At 62.9% G+C, this 21678-nt stretch carries 18 protein-coding genes; 10 read left to right on the top strand and 8 right to left on the bottom strand.

The annotated features are described in order from the left end of the window. Window positions 1-36: 36 nt before the first annotated feature. The 3 genes from NKH71_RS02470 (at window position 37) to NKH71_RS02460 (ending at window position 3730) form a co-directional block, all read left to right on the top strand. Window positions 37-2106, top strand: a complete 2070-nt coding sequence (locus NKH71_RS02470) for an ASKHA domain-containing protein (protein ID WP_023719928.1) — start codon at window positions 37-39, stop codon at window positions 2104-2106. Between the two features lie 188 nt (window positions 2107-2294). Beyond that, on the top strand, window positions 2295-2477 hold the full coding sequence (locus tag NKH71_RS02465) for a hypothetical protein (RefSeq protein ID WP_023719927.1): 183 nt from the start codon (window positions 2295-2297) through the stop codon (window positions 2475-2477). A 269-nt stretch (window positions 2478-2746) separates the two neighbouring features. After that, on the top strand, window positions 2747-3730 hold the full coding sequence (locus NKH71_RS02460) for an alpha/beta hydrolase (RefSeq protein WP_023719926.1): 984 nt from the start codon (window positions 2747-2749) through the stop codon (window positions 3728-3730). A gap of 6 nt (window positions 3731-3736) precedes the next feature. Here NKH71_RS02460 and NKH71_RS02455 read toward each other — a convergent pair whose 3' ends face one another. Continuing rightward, complete coding sequence (locus NKH71_RS02455) at window positions 3737-4636, bottom strand: LysR substrate-binding domain-containing protein (RefSeq protein WP_023676521.1); 900 nt, start codon at window positions 4634-4636, stop codon at window positions 3737-3739. Window positions 4637-4866: 230 nt separating this feature from the next. Between NKH71_RS02455 and NKH71_RS02450 the strand changes: the two genes are divergently transcribed. The 3 genes from NKH71_RS02450 (at window position 4867) to NKH71_RS02440 (ending at window position 6808) form a co-directional block, all read left to right on the top strand. Then, a complete protein-coding gene (locus NKH71_RS02450; RefSeq protein ID WP_023719925.1) occupies window positions 4867-5052 on the top strand; it encodes a hypothetical protein in 186 nt (61 codons plus the stop codon). Between the two features lie 322 nt (window positions 5053-5374). After that, the gene (locus NKH71_RS02445; RefSeq protein WP_198030510.1) at window positions 5375-5521 is read left to right on the top strand and encodes a hypothetical protein; all 147 of its coding nucleotides are present in this window, start codon (window positions 5375-5377) and stop codon (window positions 5519-5521) included. A gap of 348 nt (window positions 5522-5869) precedes the next feature. Next, window positions 5870-6808, top strand: coding sequence for a GlxA family transcriptional regulator (locus NKH71_RS02440; protein ID WP_302895626.1), 939 nt, complete (start codon window positions 5870-5872; stop codon window positions 6806-6808). A 32-nt stretch (window positions 6809-6840) separates the two neighbouring features. On the opposite strand, the gene NKH71_RS02435 is transcribed toward NKH71_RS02440, so the two are convergent. From NKH71_RS02435 to NKH71_RS02405, 7 genes are all read right to left on the bottom strand, one after another. Beyond that, complete coding sequence (locus NKH71_RS02435) at window positions 6841-7626, bottom strand: ABC transporter ATP-binding protein (RefSeq protein ID WP_352791112.1); 786 nt, start codon at window positions 7624-7626, stop codon at window positions 6841-6843. Beyond that, window positions 7623-8399 (bottom strand): ABC transporter permease, encoded by a 777-nt coding sequence (locus NKH71_RS02430; RefSeq protein ID WP_352484520.1) that lies wholly within the window; start codon window positions 8397-8399, stop codon window positions 7623-7625. Before NKH71_RS02430 ends, NKH71_RS02435 begins: the two co-directional genes overlap by 4 nt. 72 nt (window positions 8400-8471) lie before the next feature. Next, window positions 8472-9422: an ABC transporter substrate-binding protein gene (locus NKH71_RS02425; protein ID WP_023719922.1), complete on the bottom strand. Its 951-nt coding sequence runs from the start codon at window positions 9420-9422 to the stop codon at window positions 8472-8474. 111 nt (window positions 9423-9533) lie between these two features. Continuing rightward, on the bottom strand, window positions 9534-10385 hold the full coding sequence (locus NKH71_RS02420) for a DUF1194 domain-containing protein (RefSeq protein ID WP_023719921.1): 852 nt from the start codon (window positions 10383-10385) through the stop codon (window positions 9534-9536). Window positions 10386-10481: 96 nt separating this feature from the next. Continuing rightward, window positions 10482-13043, bottom strand: coding sequence for a GcvT family protein (locus NKH71_RS02415; protein ID WP_352791110.1), 2562 nt, complete (start codon window positions 13041-13043; stop codon window positions 10482-10484). 268 nt (window positions 13044-13311) lie between these two features. Further along, window positions 13312-13575 carry a hypothetical protein gene (locus NKH71_RS02410; RefSeq protein ID WP_023676533.1) on the bottom strand — a complete coding sequence of 88 codons (264 nt, stop codon included), beginning with the start codon at window positions 13573-13575 and terminating at the stop codon, window positions 13312-13314. Window positions 13576-13731: 156 nt separating this feature from the next. Beyond that, the gene (locus tag NKH71_RS02405) at window positions 13732-16221 is read right to left on the bottom strand and encodes a mechanosensitive ion channel family protein (RefSeq protein ID WP_352484517.1); all 2490 of its coding nucleotides are present in this window, start codon (window positions 16219-16221) and stop codon (window positions 13732-13734) included. A gap of 216 nt (window positions 16222-16437) precedes the next feature. On the opposite strand from NKH71_RS02405, the gene NKH71_RS02400 reads away from it, so the two are divergent. From NKH71_RS02400 to NKH71_RS02385, 4 genes are all read left to right on the top strand, one after another. Next, window positions 16438-17697 carry a sarcosine oxidase subunit beta gene (locus NKH71_RS02400; protein ID WP_352894230.1) on the top strand — a complete coding sequence of 420 codons (1260 nt, stop codon included), beginning with the start codon at window positions 16438-16440 and terminating at the stop codon, window positions 17695-17697. A gap of 91 nt (window positions 17698-17788) precedes the next feature. Beyond that, window positions 17789-18085, top strand: a complete 297-nt coding sequence (locus NKH71_RS02395) for a sarcosine oxidase subunit delta (protein WP_023719917.1) — start codon at window positions 17789-17791, stop codon at window positions 18083-18085. Then, window positions 18082-21078, top strand: a complete 2997-nt coding sequence (locus tag NKH71_RS02390) for a sarcosine oxidase subunit alpha (RefSeq protein ID WP_023719916.1) — start codon at window positions 18082-18084, stop codon at window positions 21076-21078. Before NKH71_RS02395 ends, NKH71_RS02390 begins: the two co-directional genes overlap by 4 nt. Next, window positions 21071-21658, top strand: coding sequence for a sarcosine oxidase subunit gamma (locus tag NKH71_RS02385; protein ID WP_023719915.1), 588 nt, complete (start codon window positions 21071-21073; stop codon window positions 21656-21658). Before NKH71_RS02390 ends, NKH71_RS02385 begins: the two co-directional genes overlap by 8 nt. Window positions 21659-21678 lie beyond the last annotated feature (20 nt).

Raw genomic sequence — 21678 nt, 5'->3', positions numbered from 1 at the left:
AGACCTGAGCAGCGTAGAAAGTAAAGTCTGGAACGTATGAACTCTCCCGTCAACATCACCGATCCGCTCGTGCTGTTCATGCCGTCTGGCAAGCGGGGGCGGTTTCCGGTCGGCACGCCGGTGCTGGATGCCGCGCGCCAGCTCGGTGTCTATGTCGAGAGCGTGTGCGGCGGGCGTGCCACTTGTGGGCGTTGCCAGATTGAGGTGCAGGAAGGCAATTTCGCCAAGCACAAGATCGTTTCCTCCAACGACCACATCTCGCCCAAGGGCGCAAAGGAAGAGCGCTACGAGCGCGTTCGTGGGCTGCCCGAACGCCGCCGCCTGTCCTGCTCGGCGCAGATTCTCGGCGATCTCGTCGTCGACGTGCCGCAGGACACCGTCATCAACGCGCAAACCATCCGCAAAGACGCCGACACCAGGGTCATCGCCCGCGATGCGGCAATCCGCATGTGCTATGTCGAGATCGAAGAACCCGACATGCACAAGCCGCTCGGCGACCTCGACCGCCTGAAAATCGCGCTGATGAAGGACTGGGGCCTCAAGAGCCTCGATTTCGATTTCCATCTGTTGCCGCAGGTGCAAGGCATTTTGCGCAAAGGCAACTGGGCAGCGACCGCCGCCATCCACAAGGACACCGACAGCGAGACCGCACGGGTCATCGCCTTGTGGCCAGGCCTCAAGAACGAGGCGTACGGGCTTGCCTGCGATATCGGCTCGACCACGATCGCCATGCATCTGGTGTCGTTGCTATCGGGCCGCGTCGCCGCCTCGTCGGGTACATCCAATCCGCAGATCCGCTTCGGCGAGGATCTGATGAGCCGCGTCTCTTACGTGATGATGAACCCGGACGGCCGCGAAGGCATGACAGTCGCCGTGCGCGAGGCCATTTCGGGCCTCGTCGACAAGGTCTGCGCCGAAGGCAGCGTCCAGCGCAACGACATACTGGATTCCATTTTCGTCGGTAATCCGATCATGCACCATCTGTTCCTCGGCATCGATCCGACCGAGCTCGGCGGCGCTCCCTTCGCGCTAGCGATCTCCGGCGCCGTCCACATCAAGGCATCGGATATCGGCCTGAAGCTCAACCAGGGCGCCAGGCTTTATATGCTGCCTTGCATTGCCGGCCATGTCGGCGCCGATGCGGCGGCGGTGACGCTGTCGGAGGGGCCGCACCGCCAGGACGAAATGATGCTGATCGTCGATGTCGGCACTAATGCCGAGATCGTGCTCGGCAATCGCCAGCGGGTCGTGGCGGCATCCTCGCCGACCGGCCCGGCCTTTGAGGGCGCGGAAATCTCCGGCGGCCAGCGCGCCGCACCGGGTGCCATCGAGCGCGTCCGTATCGATCCCGAAACGCTGGAGCCCAAATATCGCGTCATCGGCTCGGAACTCTGGTCCGACGAGCCGGGCTTCCTCGACAGCGTGCAGGCGACCGGCGTCACCGGCATCTGCGGCTCCGGCATCATCGAGGTAGTCGCCGAGATGTATCTCGCCGGCGTCATCTCCGAGGACGGTGTCGTCGACGGATCGCTGAGCGCCCGCTCGCCGCGCGTCGTCGCCAACGGCCGCACCTTCTCCTATGTGCTGAAGGAAGGCGGGCCCAAGATCACCATCACCCAGACCGACGTGCGCGCTATCCAGCTTGCCAAGGCCGCCCTTTATGCCGGCACCAAGCTTTTGATGGAAAAGCAGCACACTGATCATGTCGACCGCATCCACTTCGCCGGTGCATTCGGCTCGTTCATCGACCCGAAATACGCAATGGTGCTGGGCCTGATCCCGGATTGCGACCTCGACAAGGTCTCGGCCGTTGGCAATGCGGCCGGCGCCGGTGCCCGCATGGCGCTGTTGAACCGCGGCTATCGCCGCGAGATCGAGGAAACCGTCAGCAGGATCGAGAAGATTGAGACGGCCCTGGAGCCGAAATTCCAGGAGCATTTCGTCTACGCCATGGCGCTGCCGAACAAGATCGACCCGTTCCCCAAGCTTTCGGCGGCGGTCAAACTGCCGCCGCGCAAGACGGTGAGCGAAGACGGCATTGCCGGCGACGCCGCCCCGCGGCGGCGTTCGCGCGAAGGCCACGCCGCGCGGCGCGGGCGGGGATGACTCGCCCCCGCTAGGCCTGTCATACCTTCCATTTTCATTTGTATGCAAATGTTTCCAGATCGCGCCGATCTGGAAACGAAATCGCGTTTTCGTGAAATCCGCCAGATACATAGGCGGTGCATTTAACCGGCATCGAACGGCAGGCAGAACCAGTTTCCGGCCACCGCAACGCTCCAAAGGAGATCAAGATGTCGATGTTCGAAAGCCTCGGCCGCTATGGTGCGGCCTTCAAGAAAGCACGCGAAGCGCGCAAGTCACTGCGCATCCTGAACAGCCTGCCGCCTGAGATCCAGAAGGACATTGGCTGGCCGGTGTCGCCGCGATCGAGCAAAAAGCAGCTTTCGGTCGGCTGGGGCATGCAGCGCGGATGAAATTCACCGACAAATGCAAGCTGCTCGGTATTCGCCGGGGCCGCAATGCGGCTCCGGCTGCACCCAGCAATTGGCTGCGCGCCGCATTACTGCCCCGGCGTTGAGCTGCGCCGCTGGGCCAGGGACTCCATAGGCCGGACACTTTGTCGCCGGCCGGGATCAAACCACCGTGTTGAGATCGCATAAATCTTGACTTTTTTGGTGGCGACACAATCTTCGAAATAGTCGGGGGTTCTCTTAGTCGGCTCAGCCGAAGTCCGTGTATCTGTATGCCCAGCCTCAAAAGCCACGTCGTGTCGTTCGTCCTCAGGTACAGCCGCAAGAAGGCGTTTTCCAGCCCGGAGAACCTGCAGCGCTGGATCGCCTATGCGCGCAAGACTGAAAACCATCAGCCGCCTGCGTCGCTGCAGTCGCGCCTGGAGATCACAACCCGCACGATCAGCGGCTTCCCCGTCTACGAGATCGCGCCCAAGGCTGGCGAGCGGAGGCGGATTCTCTACCTGCACGGCGGCGCTTACGTCTTTGAAATCACACCCTATCATTGGCGGCTGATCGCGGACATGGCCGACCGTCTCGGGTTCGGCATCACTGTGCCGATCTATCCCATTGCTCCCGAACACGATTTCCACGCCATGTTCGGCATGGTCGGCGCCGTCTACCGCCAGATGTTCGGCGAAACCGGGGCGAATGACATCATCTTCATGGGCGATTCCGCCGGCGGAAACATGGCCGTCGTGCTGACCATGATGGCTGCGCAAGACGGCCTGCCCTTGCCATCACGCCACGTGCTGATTTCGCCCGGCCTCGACGTGTCGCTCGCCAACCCAGAAATGTATGAGGCTGAACGCAACGATCCGTGGCTGGGCATTGCTGGCGGCCGCGAGGCGATCCGGCTTTACAGCGCCGGTATAGATCCCACCGACTGGCGCATCAGCCCGGTTTACGGCGACCTGTCGGTGCTGCCCAAAACGTTGCTGCTGACCGGTTCACGCGATCTGCTCACCCCCGACAATCTGATCTTCGCTGAAAAGGCACGCGCGGCCGGCGTCGAAATTGAGGTCGTCCACGAGCAAGGCATGTTCCATGTCTGGCCGTTGATCGACATGCCGGAGGCGCGACGCGCGCGGGACAGTATAGTGGCCTTCTTGACCAACGAAACTGACAGTTATCATGCCACGGCAGGCGTGTTGTCGCTGCAGAGGACAGACCGCGACGGAACCCCTCGCGATCTGGTTGCGCCGCTCAGGTCGTAGTTTGGGTCAGAACTTCCCAGTTTCCCTGAACATCTCAAACGTCGCGCGGATATGGTCGGCGACTGCCTTCACCGGCGCGCTGGCGTCTGGCGTCACCACCATGGCGAGATTGTAGGTGCCGATGTCAGGCATACCGTCCTTCGGGCACAACTCGACCATGTCACTGCCGAGGAACGATTTCGGCAGCGGCGCGACTGCAAGATCCGCCATGATCGCGGCGCGCTGGCCGGCCGTGTGTGCGCTCATATAGGCGATGCGGTAGTTGCGGCCCTCGCGGCCAAGCGCCTCCAATGCCCCTGCCCGCCAGGCACAGCCCTCTTCCCACAATGAGACCGGCAGCGGCTCGCGCAGATGCGCGCAACCGCCCTTGGCACCGGCCCAGACGATCGGCTCTGTGAGCAGCACTTCGGCGCCGATCGCGCTGGTCTTGTAGGAGTTGGTGAGCAGCGTGATGTCGAGCGCCCGGTCGTCCATGCGCCGGCGCAAATTGACGCTCTGGTCGATGGTGACGTCGACTGCGATCGATGGATGCGATTGTGCGAACCGCTTCAGCACATGCGGCAGCACACGTTCGCCGTAATCGTCCGGCGAGCCGAGCCGCACCACCCCGACAATGTCTGGAATGATGAACTTCGACACCACCTCGCGATTGATCGACAGCAGCCGGCGCGCATAGCCGAGCAGCATCTCGCCATCGGTGGTCAGCGTCACCGAACGGGCGTCGCGCGCGAACACCGAGCGGCCGAGAATGTCCTCCAGCTTCTTGATCTGCATGGAGACGGCCGACGGCGTGCGGAAGACCGCATTGGCCGCAGTGGTGAAACTGCCGGTCTCGGCGATTGCGACGAAAGTGCGCAGAACATCGAGATCGAGCAGCGGCAGTGGATGATTGAGTGGGGCGTTCATGGGGAGCGACCTTCAATTTTTCTGATGCAAACCATCATTCCATTTCGTTTGATTGAACATCAGTTTGGGAGGATAGTCAACTCCATCGAAGGCAAGACACGTAGAAGTGGTCCCGAAACAACCATGACACGGACCTGCAATCGACACGAAATGAAGCTGAAACAAACCCGGTGTACCGCCTGACGCTGCAAGCGCCGGGACAATCCCGGCCCAACGCGAAGGAGAATGAGATGTCTATCCTGTCATCCATCGGTCGGATCGCGACCGAGTTCAGCGAGGCCCGTGCCCGCTACCAGACGGAACGCGCCATCCGCGCGCTGCCGATTGAACTGCAGAAGGATATCGGCTGGCCCGAAGCTGCCGATGCCAAGACTGGCACTCGCCATGGTGTGGGATCTTGGGCCGGAGCAAAGTAACCGTGTGTATCAACAGCTGAAGGCCTGCCGCGCAGATCAGCCCGGCAGGCCTTTTTGTTTGTATTCAAATGATTTCCCCGAGCCATGTCGCCGCCGCATGACGCATATGAGCAAGTCGCATAGCAGCCCGCGCCGGCAATCAACACGTTGTAAATAATCGTAAATCCTGGGCAGAATGCCCAAATTTGTCGCATTCCGTGTCGCTTTTCATATCAAGTGCTTCGCTTTTGCGATTTAGTTTCCCCTCACCTAAGCCTATATCATCATCAACAAACGAGCTGCCCCACTCCATCAAGCGAAGGCGACCCGTCTGAGCAACCGAATGGAGATGATCATGAAGCTTTTTGCCCGCCTCTTTGCCCGCCGCGAAATGAACCTGACGACCGCGCTCGAGCGCCAGCGCCTGGCTAACACCATGCCTGGCCAGACCGGTGCCATGGCCGCCGCGCGCCTCGGCTTTGTCGCCTGAAACAGCAAATCTTGGCAGAAGCAGCCTAGCGCTGCTTCGAAGTCGATCCAGCGCCGCTTCGGCTTTGCCGAGGCGGCGTTTTCGTGTGCGCAGACTGTTCGGCTCGTTTGGACAATCCGGCGGCACGTTGTGCCCTTCGCCGCATAGCGATTGCCCATTTGCGACCCATGTCGCAAATAAAGTCTTTCCGTTGCCATCTAGCCAATTGACAGGAAACGTTTTTCCTGATGTCGCTATGCTGATCGCGACATCCTGTTCGCGCCATTGCAGCGTGAGGATCTACCCGTGAACGTCGTAAAGCACCCGATCCGGCGATCGTTTGTATTCTTCCTGATCCCCGATTTCACCATGATCGCCTTCGCGACGGCGCTTGATCCGTTGCGTTCGGCCAACCGCATGCTCGGCTATGAAGCCTATCGCTGGCGGCTCGCCAGCATCGACGGCAAGCCGGTGCGCGCCTCGAATGGCGTCGAATGCGCCGTCAACACCTCGCTGGAGGAAGAGCGCAAGAAAATGTCCGGACCGGACCGGCCGAACATGGCCATCGTCTGCAGCGGCATCAATGTCGAGCGCTACCAGAACAAATCGGCCTTTGCCTGGCTGCGCGAGGAGTACAATCGCGGCGTTGCCGTCGGTGGCCTGTGCACCGGCGCGCATATCCTGGCCGCCGCCGGCCTGCTGTCCAACAAGCGCTGCGCCATCCATTGGGAGAACCTGCCGGGCTTTTCCGAGGCGTTCCCCAAGGCCAATGTCTTCGCCGACCTCTTCGAGATCGACCAGAACATCTACACCTGCGCCGGCGGCACCGCCGCGCTCGACATGATGCTGAAGCTGATCGGCGACGATTTCGACGAGAGCCTCGTCAACCGCGTCTGCGAGCAGGTGCTGACCGATCGCGTGCGCAGCCCGACCGACCGCCAGCGCCTGCCGCTACGCGCCCGTCTCGGCGTGCAGAATTCCAAGGTTCTGACCATTATCGAGCTGATGGAGGCCAATCTCTCCGAGCCGCTCTCGCTGATCGAGATCGCTGACCATGTCGACCTGTCGCGCCGGCAGATCGAGCGCCTGTTCCGCACCGAGATGGGGCGCTCCCCTGCCCGTTACTATCTGGAAATCCGCCTCGACCGCGCCCGGCACCTGCTGATCCAGTCGTCGTTGCCGGTGGTCGAAGTGGCAGTCGCCTGCGGCTTTGTTTCCGCCTCGCATTTCTCCAAATGCTATCGCGAACTCTATGCCCGCTCGCCGCAACAAGAACGCGTCGACCGCAAGCAGCTTCTGGCGGCTTGATCCGAGCCATCAGCTGAAGAAAGTCCACTGAGTTAATGCGCTTCGGCCGTGCGCATTGCCTCGACGCGGATGTCTTCCGTCAGCCGCGCCTTCAGTGCCGAAAACTCCGGGCTGGTCTTCAGCGTATAGTGGCGCGGATGCGGCAGGTCGACGGCAACGTCCGACTTGATGCGGCCGGGCCGCGCCGTCATCACCACCACGCGCGACGCCATGAAGATCGCCTCCTCGATGTCGTGGGTGACGAACAGCACCGTCTTTTGCCGGCGCTCCCAGATGCCGAGAAGCAGTTCCTGCATCAGCCCGCGGGTCTGGTTGTCGAGTGCGCCGAACGGCTCGTCGAGCAGCAGGATCTCCGGATCGTTGGCCAGTGCCCGGGCAATCGCCGTGCGTTGCTGCATGCCGCCGGAAAGCTGCTTCGGCCAATGGTTCTCAAAACCTTTCAGACCGACCAGATCGACATAGGACGCGACGATGTCGCTGCGCTCGCGCTCGGCCATTCCACGTTCGCGCAGGCCGAAGGCGATGTTCTCGGCGACCGTCAGCCACGGGAACAGCGTATAGGACTGGAAAACCATGCCACGGTCTGGACCCGGCCGGTCCACCGCCTTGCCGTCGAGCAACACGCGGCCCTCACTCGGCGCTTCGAGGCCGGCGACGATCCTGAGCAGCGTCGATTTTCCACAGCCGGACGGCCCGAGGATGGTGATGAAGTCGTTGGCGGCGACCGCCAGATCGATCGGCATCAGCGCCTGGACCGGTTGCCCGCCGCCGACACCGGCAAACGTGCGCGAGACGCCTTCAATAAGAAGCTTGCTCACGCCAGGCTCCATGGAAACAGCCAACGGTTGAGCGCCTTGAAGGCGAAATCGGACAACAGCCCAATCAGGCCGATGACGATGATGCCGAAGATGATCTGCCCCGTCGCCAGCCGCGATTGGCTGTTGATGATCATGTAACCGATGCCCGACGACGAGCCGATCAGCTCGGCGACGATGACATAGGTCCAGGCCCAGCCGAGCACCAGGCGCAGGGTCTCGGCAATCTCCGGCGCATTGGCCGGCATGATCACGCGCCGCACGATGCCGTTGTCGGACGAGCCCAGCGTGTAGGCCGCCTCGACCAGGTCGCGCCGTGTGCCGCCGACCTTGACCGCGATGATCAGAATGATCTGGAACACCGAGCCGACGAAGATCACCAGCAGTTTTTCGAGTTCGCCGACGCCCGCCCACAGGATGAGCAGCGGGATGAAGGCCGATGCCGGCAGATAGCGGGCGAAGGAGACGAACGGCTCCAGGAACGCCTCCACGGGCTTCCAGGCGCCCATCACGATGCCGAGCGGGACGGCAACGATGGCTGCCATCAGAAACCCGCCGAAGACGCGCCAGATGGTGATGAGGATGTCGAGCCAGAAGCGGTCCTCGACCAGCAGCCGCCAGCCGTCTCTCAGCATCGAAAGCGGATCGGCAAGGAAGATGCGATTGACGTGGCCGCCAAGCGTGATCCACGCCCAGAACGCCACGAACAGCACGAAGAACGAGATGCCGAGCACGGTTCGAATGCCGGGCGAGACCGGATGCAAGGGGCGCGGCATCGTCAACCGTCCTTTGATCTGAATGAAAAAGCGGCGGCGCAGGGCACCGCCGCCGGGCGACAATCCTGCCGGTCAGTCGGCGACGGCGCTGGTGTCGGCCAATGTCGAGACGTCGGGCGCTTCCTTGATCAGGCCCATCTGCAGCAGAAGCTCGCCGGCGGTCTTGGAAAAGTCCTGGAACTCCTTGGTGAAGAACTGCTTGTTTTCAGCCTTGTCGGCCCATTTCAGGTATTTGGCCGACTCTTCGAACTCCTTGGCCGACTGCTTCACGTCGGCGCCCATCGTCTCATAGGATTTCGCCGGATCGCTCTTGATCAGGTCGAGCGCCTCGAAATAGCTGTCGGCAAGCGCCTTGGCCGCATCCGGATTGGCCTTGAGGAACTCCGGCGTGCAGCCGACGGTGTCGAGCACCATCGGATAGTCGAGAGTGGTCACGAGGATATGCCCCTGCTCGGATTTTTCGCGCACCGCCGAGATGAACGGCTCATAGGTGACTGCCGCATCGTTCTGTCCGGCAAGAAACGCCTGCGCCGCGGCATCCGGCTCCAGATTGACGACCGTCACGTCCTTGGTCGACATGCCATTCTTGTTGAGCACCCAGGCCAGCATGAAATAGGGTGACGTGCCCGGCGCCGAAGACGCGACCGACTTACCCTTGAGATCGGCAACGGTCTTGATGTCGTTGCGGGCGACGATGCCGTCGGCGCCGTAGGATTTGTCGAGCTGGAATATCTGCTTGGTCGTCACGCCGTTGGCGTTCCAGACCAGCCAGGTCTCGACCGTGGTGGCGGCGCATTGCAAGTCGCCGCTGGCGATGGCGAGCGGCCGGCTGGCTTGCGGCACCTTCTTCAAGGTGACGTCGAGGCCATGCTTTTCGAAGATGCCGGCCTGCTTGGCGAGCGTCAGCGGCGCAAAGCCCGTCCATCCGCTGATGCCGATGCTGACCGATGTGGCGGCCATCGCCGGCGCGCACAACCCAGCGACAAGCGTCAAGCCTGTGGCAAGAATTCCGATCCTGTTCATGTCGGTTCCCCTTTTTTGTTCGGATCGGAATTGTGTCACAGACGCCCGCAGGCTTGTCAATGAAGCCGATGCTGCACTGCGGTATCTCACCGCCGGCAGCAAACTTCGCCATTAGCGCGTGTTGTACATCCAGCTGCGGTCGCGCCACATTTTTTCGCCGACCAGGCAGTCGGTGACGGGGCTGTCCTGTGCCAAGACCAATGGCGGATGCGCCGCCTCTTCCGCCGCTCGCTGCGGCGAGGCCGGACCGGCAAGCTCAAGCACCAGCTTGCGGCGGATGGCCTCCGGAAACTGCGTCCAGTCATTGACCGGGATCATGAAGGAACCCGGCCCACCGATGACGCAATCGCTGTAGTAACGGTCGAGATTGTTGACATCGTAAGCGCTGCTGAACCCGCCGCCCTTGGTCATCAGCGGCAGGCCGTTGACAGTGATGCCCTGCTTGATCACGGCGTCGCGGGTGATGTCGACAGGTGCGCCCTGGTTGTTGGGGCCGTCGCCCGAAATGTCGATCACCCGCTTGACGCCCTGGAAGCCGCTTTCGGCGAACAGATCGCTGGCGAATTCCAGCGCGCCGGAGATGGAGGTGCGCCTGGCACTGGCCGGCGGATGAGCGGAAAGCTGCGCTGCCAGCCGCTCGGCGTCGGCACGGTTGGCGATTACCGTCCACGGCACAACGACCTGCTGCCAGGTCGCGCCTGCCCATTCGACGTAGGTGACGGCAATCTTGCCGTGAGCGCCGTCGCCGATTGCCTGCAGCACGTCGTCGTGCGTCAGCGCCGCCGCATAGCCGTGGCGCTGGATTTCGAGCTCGTCGGGCGACATGGACAAGGACACGTCGACTGCCAGCACCAGTTCGACGTCAACCGGCTCGGCGGCGCGGGAGATTGCCGCCGGCCATAGCACCGACGCCAGCGCGGCGGCACCCGAGACGAGATGTCTTGCACAGGCAAAAGCAGACATGCCGCACGGTAAGCTAAAATCGACGACCGACAAAGAGGAAAGCCCGGCCGAGAGCGCGGCTGTTCCAGTCACGTTTTTGCGAGCACGTCTCTAAGTTCAGCTGCGCGGATTGAGGTTCTCCGGGTCGTAGAGCGGCCTGTAGCCGACGGCGGCCACTTCGACCGGGTATTTCTCGCCGAAATATTCGACGCTCAACTTGCGGCTCTCCTGGCAATAAGCCCAGGGCAGGTAGGCGAGCGCGATATTCTTGCCGAGGGTCGGACCATAGGCCACCGAGGTCGTGAACGACCGACGGCCGAGCTCGTCGACCAGCGTCTCGCCGGTTTGCGGGTCCATCACCGGCATCGTGCCGACCGGATAGCGGGGAACGCCGTTGGAATCGGTATTGTCCGTCATCACAAGGGTGCAAAGCATGGCCGGCTGATGCGCCCGGGCGCGATATTCCAGATGCTTTGCCTTGCCGCAGAAATCGGCCTCCTTGACCTTCGGCCGGGCAAGATCAGCCTCCAGCAGATTGTACTCGGTCAAGAGATCCGCGTTCTGCAGGCGCAGGCTCTTTTCCATGCGGCGGCTGTTGGCATAGGTCTCGACGCCAAAGGCCATTACGCCGGTCGACCGCAGGGCGTCCCAGACGGCCAGGCCGTCCTCGTAGCGCATATGCAGTTCCCAGCCTTGCTCGCCGACATAGGAGATGCGGAAGGCGGTCACGTCCTTGCCGGCGATCCTGACAGGCTTGATGGCGGCAAAGGGAAAATTCTCCGGCGTCAGTCCGTCGGGATTTTCCACGACCTTGCTCAATGCCGCCCGCGCATTCGGACCCCAGATGCCGACGGTCACGTACTTCTCGGTCACGTCGGTGACGGTAACGTCGAAGCCTTTGTCTTCTGCCGTCCGGCGCATGTACTGGAAGTCGCGCGGTCCGGCATCGGCGCCGTCGATCACGCGGCAGCGGTCGGCCATGCGGATGACGGTCAGGTCGGCGCGCACCATGCCTTCCTCATCGAGGAAATGGGTATAGATGCCCTTGCCGATATTGCCGTCGCCGCCGATCTTTGCCGCGCACAGCCATTCCATCAGCGCGACGTGATCGGGGCCTTCGACGTCGTACATGGCGAAATGCGACAGGTTGACGATGCCGCAATCCTCGCTCATGGCGAGATGCTCGGCGTTCGAGACGCGCCAGAAATGGCGGTTGTCCCACTCGTTTTGACGCATCGGCACCCGGTTGCCGTATTTCTCGAGCAGATGCTCGTTGGCGGCGTAGCCATGGGCGCGCTCCCAGCCGCCGAGCTCCATGAAATAGCCGCCGAGTTCCTTCTCGCGCTCCCAGAAGGGCGAGCGGCGGACATTGCGGGCCTTGGAGAAGGGTTCGCGCGGATGCACCGCCGGGTTGTAGACCTTCATCGCCGTTTCGGTGCATCGGTCCCAGATGAACTGCTCTTTCGTCTGGTGCGGATAGAAGCGCGAATAGTCGATGGCGTGGTGGTCGATCGCCGTGCGGCCGTCCGTCATCCAGTCGGCGATGAGCTTGCCCATGCCCGGGCCATCCTTGACCCAGATGGCAACGGCATACCAGAGGCCCCTGACCTTCTGGCTTTCGCCCATCGACGGGCCGCCGTCCGCCGTCACCTGCAACAGCCCGTTGAAGGAATGGCTCTCATTGTAGCCCAACTCGCCCAGGATCGGCGTCAGTTCCATGGCGCGCTCGAGCGGCGCCATGATCTGCTCCATGTCGAGATCGCGCTGCGACGGCGAAAGCCGTGCCTCATTTTTCTCGAGAATGCCGCGCGGATGGCAAAGGCGCGGATTGGTCTCTTCGTAGTAGCCCCACTCGATCTGCCCGCCTTCGGCCGTCTTGGGATCGCCGGTATCGCGCATGTAAGCCGAGTTGCCCTGGTCGCGCAGCAGCGGCCAGCCGATCTCCTTGCCGGTGCCGGCGAACTCGGTGTACGGCCCGAAGAAGGTAAGCGGATGGTCGATCGGCATCACGGGCAGGTCCTCGCCCGCCATTTCTGCGATAAGCCGTCCCCAGATTCCGGTGCAGACCACGACATAGTCGGCTTCGATAGTGCCGCGGTCGGTCACCACGCCCTTGATGCGGCCGTTCTCGATGACGAGCGACTTGGCGGAGGTATTGGCAAACGCCCTGACTTTGCCGGAGGCTTCCGCCTGGTCGACCAGCTTGCCGGCGACCGTCTGCGAGCGCGGGATGACGAGGCCGGCGTCGGGATCCCACAGGCCGCCCTGTACCATCTGTTCTTCGATCAGCGGGAATTTTTCCTTGATCTCGGCGGGATCGATCAGGCGGGCGCGTGTGCCGAAGGCCTTCGCCGAGGCGATCTTGCGCTTGATCTCCGCCATGCGGGCGTCGTCGCCGACGCGGGCGACCTCGAGGCCGCCGATGCGCGCGTAATGGCCCATCTTTTCGTAGAAATCGATGGAATAGAGCGTCGTCCAGCACGACAGGAAATCGTGGCTGGTCGTGTAGCAGAAGTCGGAGGCATGCGCCGTCGAGCCGATATCCGTCGGGATGCCTGATTTGTCGATGCCGACAATATCGTCCCATCCGCGCTCGATCAGGTGATGGGCGACCGATGCGCCGACGATGCCGCCAAGCCCGACGATGACGACCTTCGCCTTTTCCGGAAACCCTGCCATTGCCCGCGACTCCAAGATGCTATTGCGCCAGACTATAGGGCGGCGCCGCGCCGCGCTTGCAGCCTGTTTGCGACATCGCCAAAAAAGCCCGCGCCACCAGCCCGTCGAATGCAGTTAGACCTACGCCTTCGCCCTGCTCAGTACGAAGGCGCTGCTACAGCCCGTCCTGCGCAGCTTCGAAGAAAAGTGCATACCTTCATCGCCGATTACCGGAAGCAAATAAAAGGCCGGGCGTTTGCCCGGCCTTCAAAAAATCATGGCGTCGACTTTACTTGATGCGCGCGACGCCGCCCGAGATCTCAATGGTCTCCGAACCGGTCAGCGCCTCGAGGTCGCCATTCGGCAAGGTAACAAAACAGCCGCTCGGGCAAAATTCCACGGTTTCGCCGGCGGCCAGCGCCAGCTCGGTCTTGCCGCCGCCTTCGGTCACGATCAGCGTGCGGGTCTCAGCGTCCTTGTTGACCGCGCTGGCGGCATGGGCCGAACCGCCCACGGCCAGAAAAGCGATGGCGGCGACGAGAGACTTCCACATTTTGCAGTATCGGTGTTGCCACCGCCTCTGTTGCATTTTGCAAGGCATTCTCGCCGTTTGCAGGTGAGCTTATATGCAATGCAAGCTGAACGGCAACTGAATGCCGCATTCATGCCGCAATTGGTTTCCGAAGGCTTGAAGGCAAGCTCCAAACAGCTAGTCAGGATCAGGCTTCCGCACCTTGCGTCCCGACTTGGCGAGACGTTTCGCCTCCGCCACTGCCAGTGCTTTTGCTTGCTCTCGCTCGGCGAATTCGACTTCGATCTTGTCGTCGTCGATCGGCCACGCCTCGTGCTTTTTGGTCTCGACGACGGCGCGCGGCGCCGACGGAATTTCGATATGCTGGTCGGCGAACACATCGAAGATTGCAAAGCGGATGTCGTTCTGGACGATATTGCCACTAAGAACGTCTGCCAGGAACACGCGAATCTCGAATTCGAGCGCGGCCGGGCCGAAATTGGAAAACAGCACAAAGGGTTCCGGGTTCTTCAGCACCAGCGGATGGCTGCGTGCGATCTCCAAAAGGACGCCATGCACGTGCTTGACGTCGCTACCATAGGCAACGCCGACCTTGATGTCGACGCGGCCGAGCTTGTTGCGGTGCGTCCAGTTGCCGACCGCATTGTTGATCAGGTTTGAATTGGGCAGGATCACCGATTGCCGTTGGAACGTCTCGATCTCGGTGGCGCGCACGCTGATCTTCTTGACAGTGCCGCTGATGTCGCCGGCGACGATCCAGTCGCCGACCTTGAACGGCCGCTCGGCCAACAGGATCAGGCCCGAGACGAAGTTCGAGACGACATTCTGCAGGCCGAAGCCGATGCCGAGGGACAGCGCACCGGCGACCAGCGCGAGGCTGGAGAGGTCGATGCCGGCGGCCGAGATGCCGACCAGTGCCGCGACGGCGACGCCGGCATAGCCGACCGCCAGCCGGATCGAATTGCGCACGCCGGTGTCGACGCGGCCGCGCGCCATCACCGAGCCGTCCAGCCATCCCTGGAACCAGCGCGTCAGGAAATAGCCGATGATGAAGACAACGACGCCTGAGAGGATGCCGGTGATCGAGATCGTCACCGAGCCGATGGTCAGCCCCGTTGCCAGCTTGTAGGCCCAAGCCTGGATGTCGCCGGGCTGGAAGCCCCACGTCAACAGGATCAGCGGCAGGAACACCAGCACGATCATCACGTTGATGGCGACGCTGACGACCAGGCCGAGCTGGTCGAGCGCGGTCGGCTCATAGCTTGAATTGGCGGATAGCCAACGGCCGATCGAGCTATTGGCGAAGCCGCCTTCCTCGCCGATCGCCCGCGCCGACAGGAAGCCGATATAGGCGGTGACCAGGATGGTGCCGGTGATCACGACCTGCACCGAGACGAACATGGCAAGGCCGATATAGCCGAACAGCGCCGACGCGATGGTGAACAGCCCCAGCGCCACGGCGGTGTAACGCAGCCACGCCGGCCACGGCCGCCAGATCCCGTCGGCGGCCTTGAACGGCTTCAGCAGGCCCATCAGGATCAGGATGACGCCGACGATGATGGTGGCGACAAAGCTTCTGGCGATGGTCAGCGACAGCGGCGAGCCCATCTTGTCGTTCACGACCGACAGGAAATAATTGATGCCGATGGCGACGGCCATGGCCGTCGTCAGCCGCACCAGCCAGCGCGCCGGGCCGGTTTCGACAGGGATCAGACGCCAGTTCGGCAGTCGCGGCTCAAGCGCCGCATTGGTCAGCCGGTTGACGCAGAACACACCCGCGACAACGGCAGCCAGCGCATTCAGGAAGATGCCGATATCGCCGCGCAAGACGTTGTAATAATTGAAAAAGAAAATGGTCGAGGCAAGGAAGACGCCGACTGCCAGCGTCGGCAGCAATGTCGACCAGAACGCCACCGACAGCCGGCTGAGATAGGAGGGATCCTCCACCGAGGGGTCCGCTTCGAACACACGGCCGAACAGGCGCCGCCCGCCGACGAAAAGCACGGCGGCCAAGGCAAGCGCCATCAAGGCCGCGGCAAGAACGGCCTGGAACTTGAACTTGAAGGCAAAGCTCAGCCAGGACGACACCGCCTTGTAGAAACTGGTAAATTCGTTGTTGGCATCGGAAATGACCTCCGGGCTCAATGCATCGGACAGCACGTAGCGCTTGGTGAGCTGGTTGCGGAAAAGCTCGCTGCGCATATTGCCGATCTTCTCGATCAGCCCGCTGATGCGGATCGACAGGTTTTGCGCCGTGGCGATGACGGCATTGATCTCGGCTTTTTCGGAGGCCAGCGCCTGGCGTTCGCCGGTCACGATATCGGGCTCGGCCGGCTGGCCCGCGGCCGGCGGCGGGCCTAGCTGCTCTAGCCGGCTGTTGATCTCGCTCAGCCGCGGCCGGAAAGCGAGCGCGCTGTTGAGCGAGGCACGCGACATTTCTTCCAGCTGCAGCCGAATATCGACAAGGCTGGCGTCATCGTCGCCGTCCTGCTGGAACTTCGTTTCGAGATTGTCGGTCTTCGTCGTCAGGTCCTGGAGGATTTTCTGCTGATCACTGACCAGTCCCGCGGGCGCCTGGCCAAGCCCTTGCGCCACCGCTCGCAACGAAAGCGGCGCCGAGGCGACAAGCATCAGGACCAGAACGAAGCGGAGCAGTCGGAAAAACATGATTGTCTGGCGACTCACGGGCGATAAGGCGTTCTAAAGGCCCGCTCTTGATAAAGACCGACATATCTTGGGGCAAGCCGTCCCTGACGGCCCGCTTTCGAAGTCGGCCATATCCAATCGAAGTCGGGGAGTCGAAAAGCGATGGCGCAATCTTGGCTTTGCGTTGGCCGCCTGCTCTATAGTCTGCCGCCAAGCCTGAAATGGATGACAATAAGAATGGCGGAATATTCGGCCTTTTCGCTTCTCAAGAACGCGCTGACCGGAAACAAGGACTGGAGGCCGGCCTGGCGCAAGCCCGACCCGAAGGCGTCCTACAATGTCATCGTCATCGGCGGCGGCGGCCATGGCCTGTCGACCGCTTACTATCTCGCCAAGGAGCACGGCATCACCAATGTCGCGGTGCTGGAGAAGGGCTGGCTCGGTTCCGGCAATGTCGGCCGCAACACGACGGCCGTCCGCTCCAACTACCTGCTGCCCGCCAACACGCGCTTCTACGAACATTCGATGAAGCTGTGGGAGAACCTGTCGCATGACCTCAACTATAACGTCATGTTCTCGCAGCGCGGCTGCCTGAACCTCGCCCACACACCTGCTCAGCTCGACGACTATGCCCGGCGCGGCAACGCCATGCGCCATCTCGGCGTCCACGCGGAACTGATGACCACGGCGGAGATCGCCCGCCTGGTGCCGGCGCTGGACGTCTCCGCCACGGCGCGTTTCCCGATCGTCGGCGGCCTGATGCAGCGACGCGCCGGCACCGCCCGCCACGATGCGGTCGCCTGGGGATATGCGCGTGGCGCAGATCGCCGCGGCGTCGACATCGTCGAAAACTGCGAGGTCACCGGCTTCCTGCGCGACGGCGACCGCATCACCGGCGTCACGACGACCCGCGGCGAAATCCGCGCTAAAAAGGTAGCGGTCGCGGTGGCCGGCAGCACCGGGCGGGTCATGCGGCTTGCCGGCATCGAGACAATGCCGATCGAGAGCCACGTGCTGCAGGCCTTCGTTACGGAATCGCTGAAACCGTTTATCGATACGGTCCTGACCTTCGGCATGGGCCATTTCTATATGTCGCAATCGGACAAGGGCGGCCTTGTCTATGGCGGCGACCTCGACGGCTACAACAGCTACGCCCAGCGCGGCAGTCTGCCGATCGTCGATGAGGTGATGAGCGAGATGCTGGCGCTGTTCCCGGGGCTCGCCCGCGTCCGCATGCTGCGCTCATGGGGCGGCGTCTGCGACATGTCGATGGACGGCTCGCCAATCATCACCACCGGTCCGCTGCCGGGCATGTATCTCAACTGCGGCTGGTGCTATGGCGGCTTCAAGGCGACGCCGGCTTCCGGCTGGTGCTTTGCCTGGACCATTGCCAAGGACGAGCCGCACGATCTCAACGCGGCCTTCACGCTCGACCGCTTTTACCGTGGCATGGTGATCGACGACAAGGGCCAGGGCGCCACGCCCCGGCTGCATTAGGCCATGATCCCGAACCGCAGGTCCGCGTCAGCGAAAAGTGGAAACCGGTTTTCGGACAAGATCATGGTCAAACGAGAAGTTTAAGAGATCCATGCTCATCACCTGCCCCTATTGCGGCCCGCGCGACGTTATCGAATTCACCTATCAGGGCGACGGCAATCGCCAGCGCCCACAGCCCGCGTCGCAAAACCTCGACGCCTGGAACGCTTATGTCTACGACCGGCTGAACCCCGCCGGCGACCACAATGAGATCTGGCAGCATTCCGGCGGCTGCCGCGCCCATCTCAGGGTGGTGCGCAACACGCTGACGCACGAGATCTCCAGCACTGCCTTCGCGCGCGGCGACCACAACTCGGTTGCGCGGCACAGGGCCGAGGACAAGTCATGAGCCCGCGCCGTACCGAGACCGGCGGCCGCATCGACCGGCTGCGGACCATCCGCTTCACCTTCGACGGCGCGCCTTATACCGGCCATGCCGGCGACACGCTGGCTTCGGCGCTGCTGGCCAACGGCGTCACCCTGTTTGGGCGTTCGTTCAAATATCACCGCCCGCGCGGCGTGCTGACTGCCGGCGTCGAGGAGCCAAACGCGCTCGTGACTGTGTTGAGGGGCGAGGTTCGCGAGCCGAACATTCCCGCCACCATGGTCGAGATCTATGACGGGCTGGCCGCAATGAGCCAGAACCGCTTCCCCTCGCTTGCCTGGGACGTCAATGCCATCAACCAGCTCGGCGGCAAGCTTTTGTCGGCCGGCTTCTACTACAAGACCTTCATGGGACCCGTGGTCGGTCCGCTGAAGGGCACGCGCTTCTGGATGTTCTGCGAGCATTTCATCCGCCGTGCCGCCGGCCTGGGCAAGGCAGGCACGGCTCCCGATACGGCGCGCTACGAACGCATGAACGCGTTTTGCGACGTGCTGGTGGTCGGTTCCGGCCCGGCCGGGCTGATGGCCGCCAGGGCGGCCGCCGATCAGGGTGCACGCGTCATCCTGGCCGAGCTCGAGCCGCATTTCGGCGGCTCGGCCAATTGGTCGGGCGAGACGATCGATGGCATGCCGGCCGCCGACTGGGCGGCGCGCGCCGCCGGCCAGCTCGAAGGCCATGACAATGTTCGCCTGCTGCCGCGCACCACCGTCTGGGGCTATTACGACGGCAACACGCTTGCCGCGATCGAACGCGTCACCGACCATAAGGAAACGCCGGACAAAGGCGAGCCGCGCCATCGCTACTGGACCATCCGCGCCAAATCGGTGGTGCTGGCCACCGGCTCCCTGGAGCGTCCCTTGGTCTTTCCTGGCAATGATCGGCCAGGCGTGATGCTGGCGCATGCGGCCGAGCGCTATGCCAATGAATATGGCGTGCTGCCGGGTCACAGGGTCGCGCTGTTCACCAACAATGACAGCGCCTATCGCGCAGCACTGGCGTTGAAGAAGGCCGGTGCCGCGGTCGTCGCCATCGTCGACGCGCGCCCAGAGCTTTCGAGCGAAATGCGCAAGCTGGCCGGCGAGACCGAAGCCGAGATCTTTTCTGGCCACGCGGTGATAGCCACCGAGGGCGGCAAGGCGCTTTCCGGCTTCAAGGTGCAGCGCTTCGACATGGCCAGTGGTGCGCTTTCCGGCGATGCGCGCAGCATCCACGCCGATTGCCTGCTGATGTCGGGCGGCTGGTCGCCGACCATCCATCTGGCCAGCCAGGCCGGAGCCAAAGCGGAATGGAACGAAGCGTTACAAGCGTTCCTGCCGCCGAAACCGACAACACGGCAATGGATCGGCGCCGGCGCCTTCACCGGCAGTTTCTCCACCGCCGAGGCGATCGCCGAAGGTCGCGCCGCCGGCCTTTCCGCTGCGGGCGCAACAGCCACGCCGGCGGCCTTGCCTGCCGTCGGGGCAGCACCTGGCGATCCCGATCCGGCACCGGTGTTCGAGATCAAGGCCGCAGGAAAAAGCTTCGTCGACTTCCAGCATGACGTGACGGCCGACGACGTGCGTCTGGCACACCGCGAAGGCTTCGTCTCGGTCGAGCATCTGAAGCGCTACACCACGCTCGGCATGGCGACCGACCAGGGCAAGAGTTCCAACATACCAGGCCTCGCCATCATGGCCGAGGCGCTGGGCAAGCCGATCCCGCAGGTCGGCACGACGCGCTTTCGTCCGCCTTTTTCGGCGGTGTCGATCGGCTCGCTTGCCGCCGAACGCTTCGGCGATCTGAAGCCCGAGCGGCTGACGCCGATGCATGACTGGCACGTCGCCAACGGCGCCACCATGTATTCGGCCGGCCTCTGGTACCGGCCGATGATCTACGGCCATCCCGGTGAAACGATCGAGCAGGCCTATGTGCGCGAGGCGAGAGCCACGCGCGAGAGCGCCGGCATTGTCGACGTCTCGACACTGGGCAAGATCGCGGTGCAAGGCCCGGACGCGGCGGAATTCCTCGACCGCGTCTACACCAACATGTTTTCGACGCTGGCCGTCGGCAAGGCGCGTTATGGGCTAATGCTGCGCGAGGACGGCCTCGCCTTCGACGACGGCACCACCTGGCGGCTTGGCGAGCAGGATTTCCTGATGACCACCACCACCGCCAATGCCGGCAAGGTAATGCAGCATCTGGAGTATTTTCTCGACGTGATCTGGCCGGAGCTGAAGGTCCACGTCACCTCGGTCACCGACCAATGGGCCGGTGCCGCCATCGGCGGGCCGAACGCCAGGCAGATATTGGCTGCTTGCGTCAGCGGCACCGCTGTCGACAATGCCGCCCTGCCCTTCATGGGCATCGTCCACGGCGAAATCGCCGGCGTGCCGGTGATGATCTGCCGGCTGTCCTTCTCCGGCGAAATGGCCTTCGAGGTCTATTCCGGCGCCGGTTACGGCACCCATGTCTGGGAGGCGCTGATCGAAGCCGGCAAGCCGTTCGGGCTGGTGACCTACGGACTGGAGGCGCTGGGCACCCTGCGCATCGAGAAGGGCCACGTCACCGGCGCCGAGATCGACGGTCGTACCACGGGGCGCGACCTGCATCTCGACTGGATGCTGTCGAAGAAGAAGCCGTTTATCGGTTCGGCGATGATGGATCGCGAGGGGCTGATCGCGCCCGACCGCCTGGAACTCGTCGGTATTGTTTCGCTCGACAACCAGCCGCTAAACGGCGGCGCACACATCGTCGAGGAGCTTGACGAAGCCAATCCGCACGGCTCGCTCGGTCACATCACCGCTTGCTGCTATTCGCCGGCGCTCGGCAAATATATAGCGCTTGCCTTGGTCAAGGGCGGCAAGGCGCGGCGCGGCACGCGCGCTTATGTCTCCGACCCGTTGCGCAACCGGTTCGGGCCGGTCGAGATCGTCTCCAACCATTTCTTCGATCCGGACGGGAGCCGCATGCATGGTTGAGCGCCAATCACCGCTTGAGCCGGTGCTGCATCCAGGCTCGCATGGCAATTTCGAGCACGGTGTCGAAATCATCCTCTCCGAAACCAGGCCGGGTTCGATCCTGCAGCTCGCCGCCTGGCCCGGCCAGGAGAAGGCGTTGATGGCCGGCATCCGCACTGTTACCGGCCTAGCTTTGCCCGACGGCGCCGGCGGCGGTGTCACGGACGGCGTCAGGTCGGTGTTCGGCTTTGCGCCGGGAAAGTTCACAATGGTCGATGAGGCCGAGGGATTGGCATCGGCCTTTGCCGACGTCGTCACTCCGTCCATCGGTACGGTGACCGACCTTTCGCACGGCCGCACCGCGATCCGTATCGCCGGGCCAAAGGCCGAGTGGGTCCTGGCAAAATTCTTCGCCATCGACTTCGCGCTGCCGGCCTTCCCGATCGGCGCCGGCCGCTCAACCATGCATCACGACGTCTTCGCCCAGATCCAGCGCACCGGCGCCGATCAGTTCGACATCTATGTGTTCCGCTCGTTCGCACGCTCGTTCTGGAAGGCACTCTGCCACGCCAGCGAGGAAGTCGGCTACGAAGTGCAGTAGCTAGACGGCGCGTCTTCACC

The organism is Mesorhizobium sp. M0983, from assembly GCF_040318975.1.
GTDB lineage: Bacteria > Pseudomonadota > Alphaproteobacteria > Rhizobiales > Rhizobiaceae > Mesorhizobium.
This window is presented reverse-complemented; position numbering and strand designations above follow the sequence as displayed.

Bases quoted from the DNA above. Each gene is read 5' to 3' on its own strand.
- NKH71_RS02470 (WP_023719928.1), top strand. From the start codon at position 37: ATGAACTCTCCCGTCAACATCACCGATCCGCTCGTGCTGTTCATGCCG.
- NKH71_RS02465 (WP_023719927.1), top strand. From the start codon at position 2,295: ATGTCGATGTTCGAAAGCCTCGGCCGCTATGGTGCGGCCTTCAAGAAA.
- NKH71_RS02460 (WP_023719926.1), top strand. From the start codon at position 2,747: ATGCCCAGCCTCAAAAGCCACGTCGTGTCGTTCGTCCTCAGGTACAGC.
- NKH71_RS02455 (WP_023676521.1), bottom strand. From the start codon at position 4,636: ATGAACGCCCCACTCAATCATCCACTGCCGCTGCTCGATCTCGATGTT.
- NKH71_RS02450 (WP_023719925.1), top strand. From the start codon at position 4,867: ATGTCTATCCTGTCATCCATCGGTCGGATCGCGACCGAGTTCAGCGAG.
- NKH71_RS02445 (WP_198030510.1), top strand. From the start codon at position 5,375: ATGGAGATGATCATGAAGCTTTTTGCCCGCCTCTTTGCCCGCCGCGAA.
- NKH71_RS02440 (WP_302895626.1), top strand. From the start codon at position 5,870: ATGATCGCCTTCGCGACGGCGCTTGATCCGTTGCGTTCGGCCAACCGC.
- NKH71_RS02430 (WP_352484520.1), bottom strand. From the start codon at position 8,399: ATGCCGCGCCCCTTGCATCCGGTCTCGCCCGGCATTCGAACCGTGCTC.
- NKH71_RS02425 (WP_023719922.1), bottom strand. From the start codon at position 9,422: ATGAACAGGATCGGAATTCTTGCCACAGGCTTGACGCTTGTCGCTGGG.
- NKH71_RS02420 (WP_023719921.1), bottom strand. From the start codon at position 10,385: ATGTCTGCTTTTGCCTGTGCAAGACATCTCGTCTCGGGTGCCGCCGCG.
- NKH71_RS02415 (WP_352791110.1), bottom strand. From the start codon at position 13,043: ATGGCAGGGTTTCCGGAAAAGGCGAAGGTCGTCATCGTCGGGCTTGGC.
- NKH71_RS02410 (WP_023676533.1), bottom strand. From the start codon at position 13,575: ATGTGGAAGTCTCTCGTCGCCGCCATCGCTTTTCTGGCCGTGGGCGGT.
- NKH71_RS02405 (WP_352484517.1), bottom strand. From the start codon at position 16,221: ATGTTTTTCCGACTGCTCCGCTTCGTTCTGGTCCTGATGCTTGTCGCC.
- NKH71_RS02400 (WP_352894230.1), top strand. From the start codon at position 16,438: ATGGCGGAATATTCGGCCTTTTCGCTTCTCAAGAACGCGCTGACCGGA.
- NKH71_RS02395 (WP_023719917.1), top strand. From the start codon at position 17,789: ATGCTCATCACCTGCCCCTATTGCGGCCCGCGCGACGTTATCGAATTC.
- NKH71_RS02390 (WP_023719916.1), top strand. From the start codon at position 18,082: ATGAGCCCGCGCCGTACCGAGACCGGCGGCCGCATCGACCGGCTGCGG.
- NKH71_RS02385 (WP_023719915.1), top strand. From the start codon at position 21,071: ATGGTTGAGCGCCAATCACCGCTTGAGCCGGTGCTGCATCCAGGCTCG.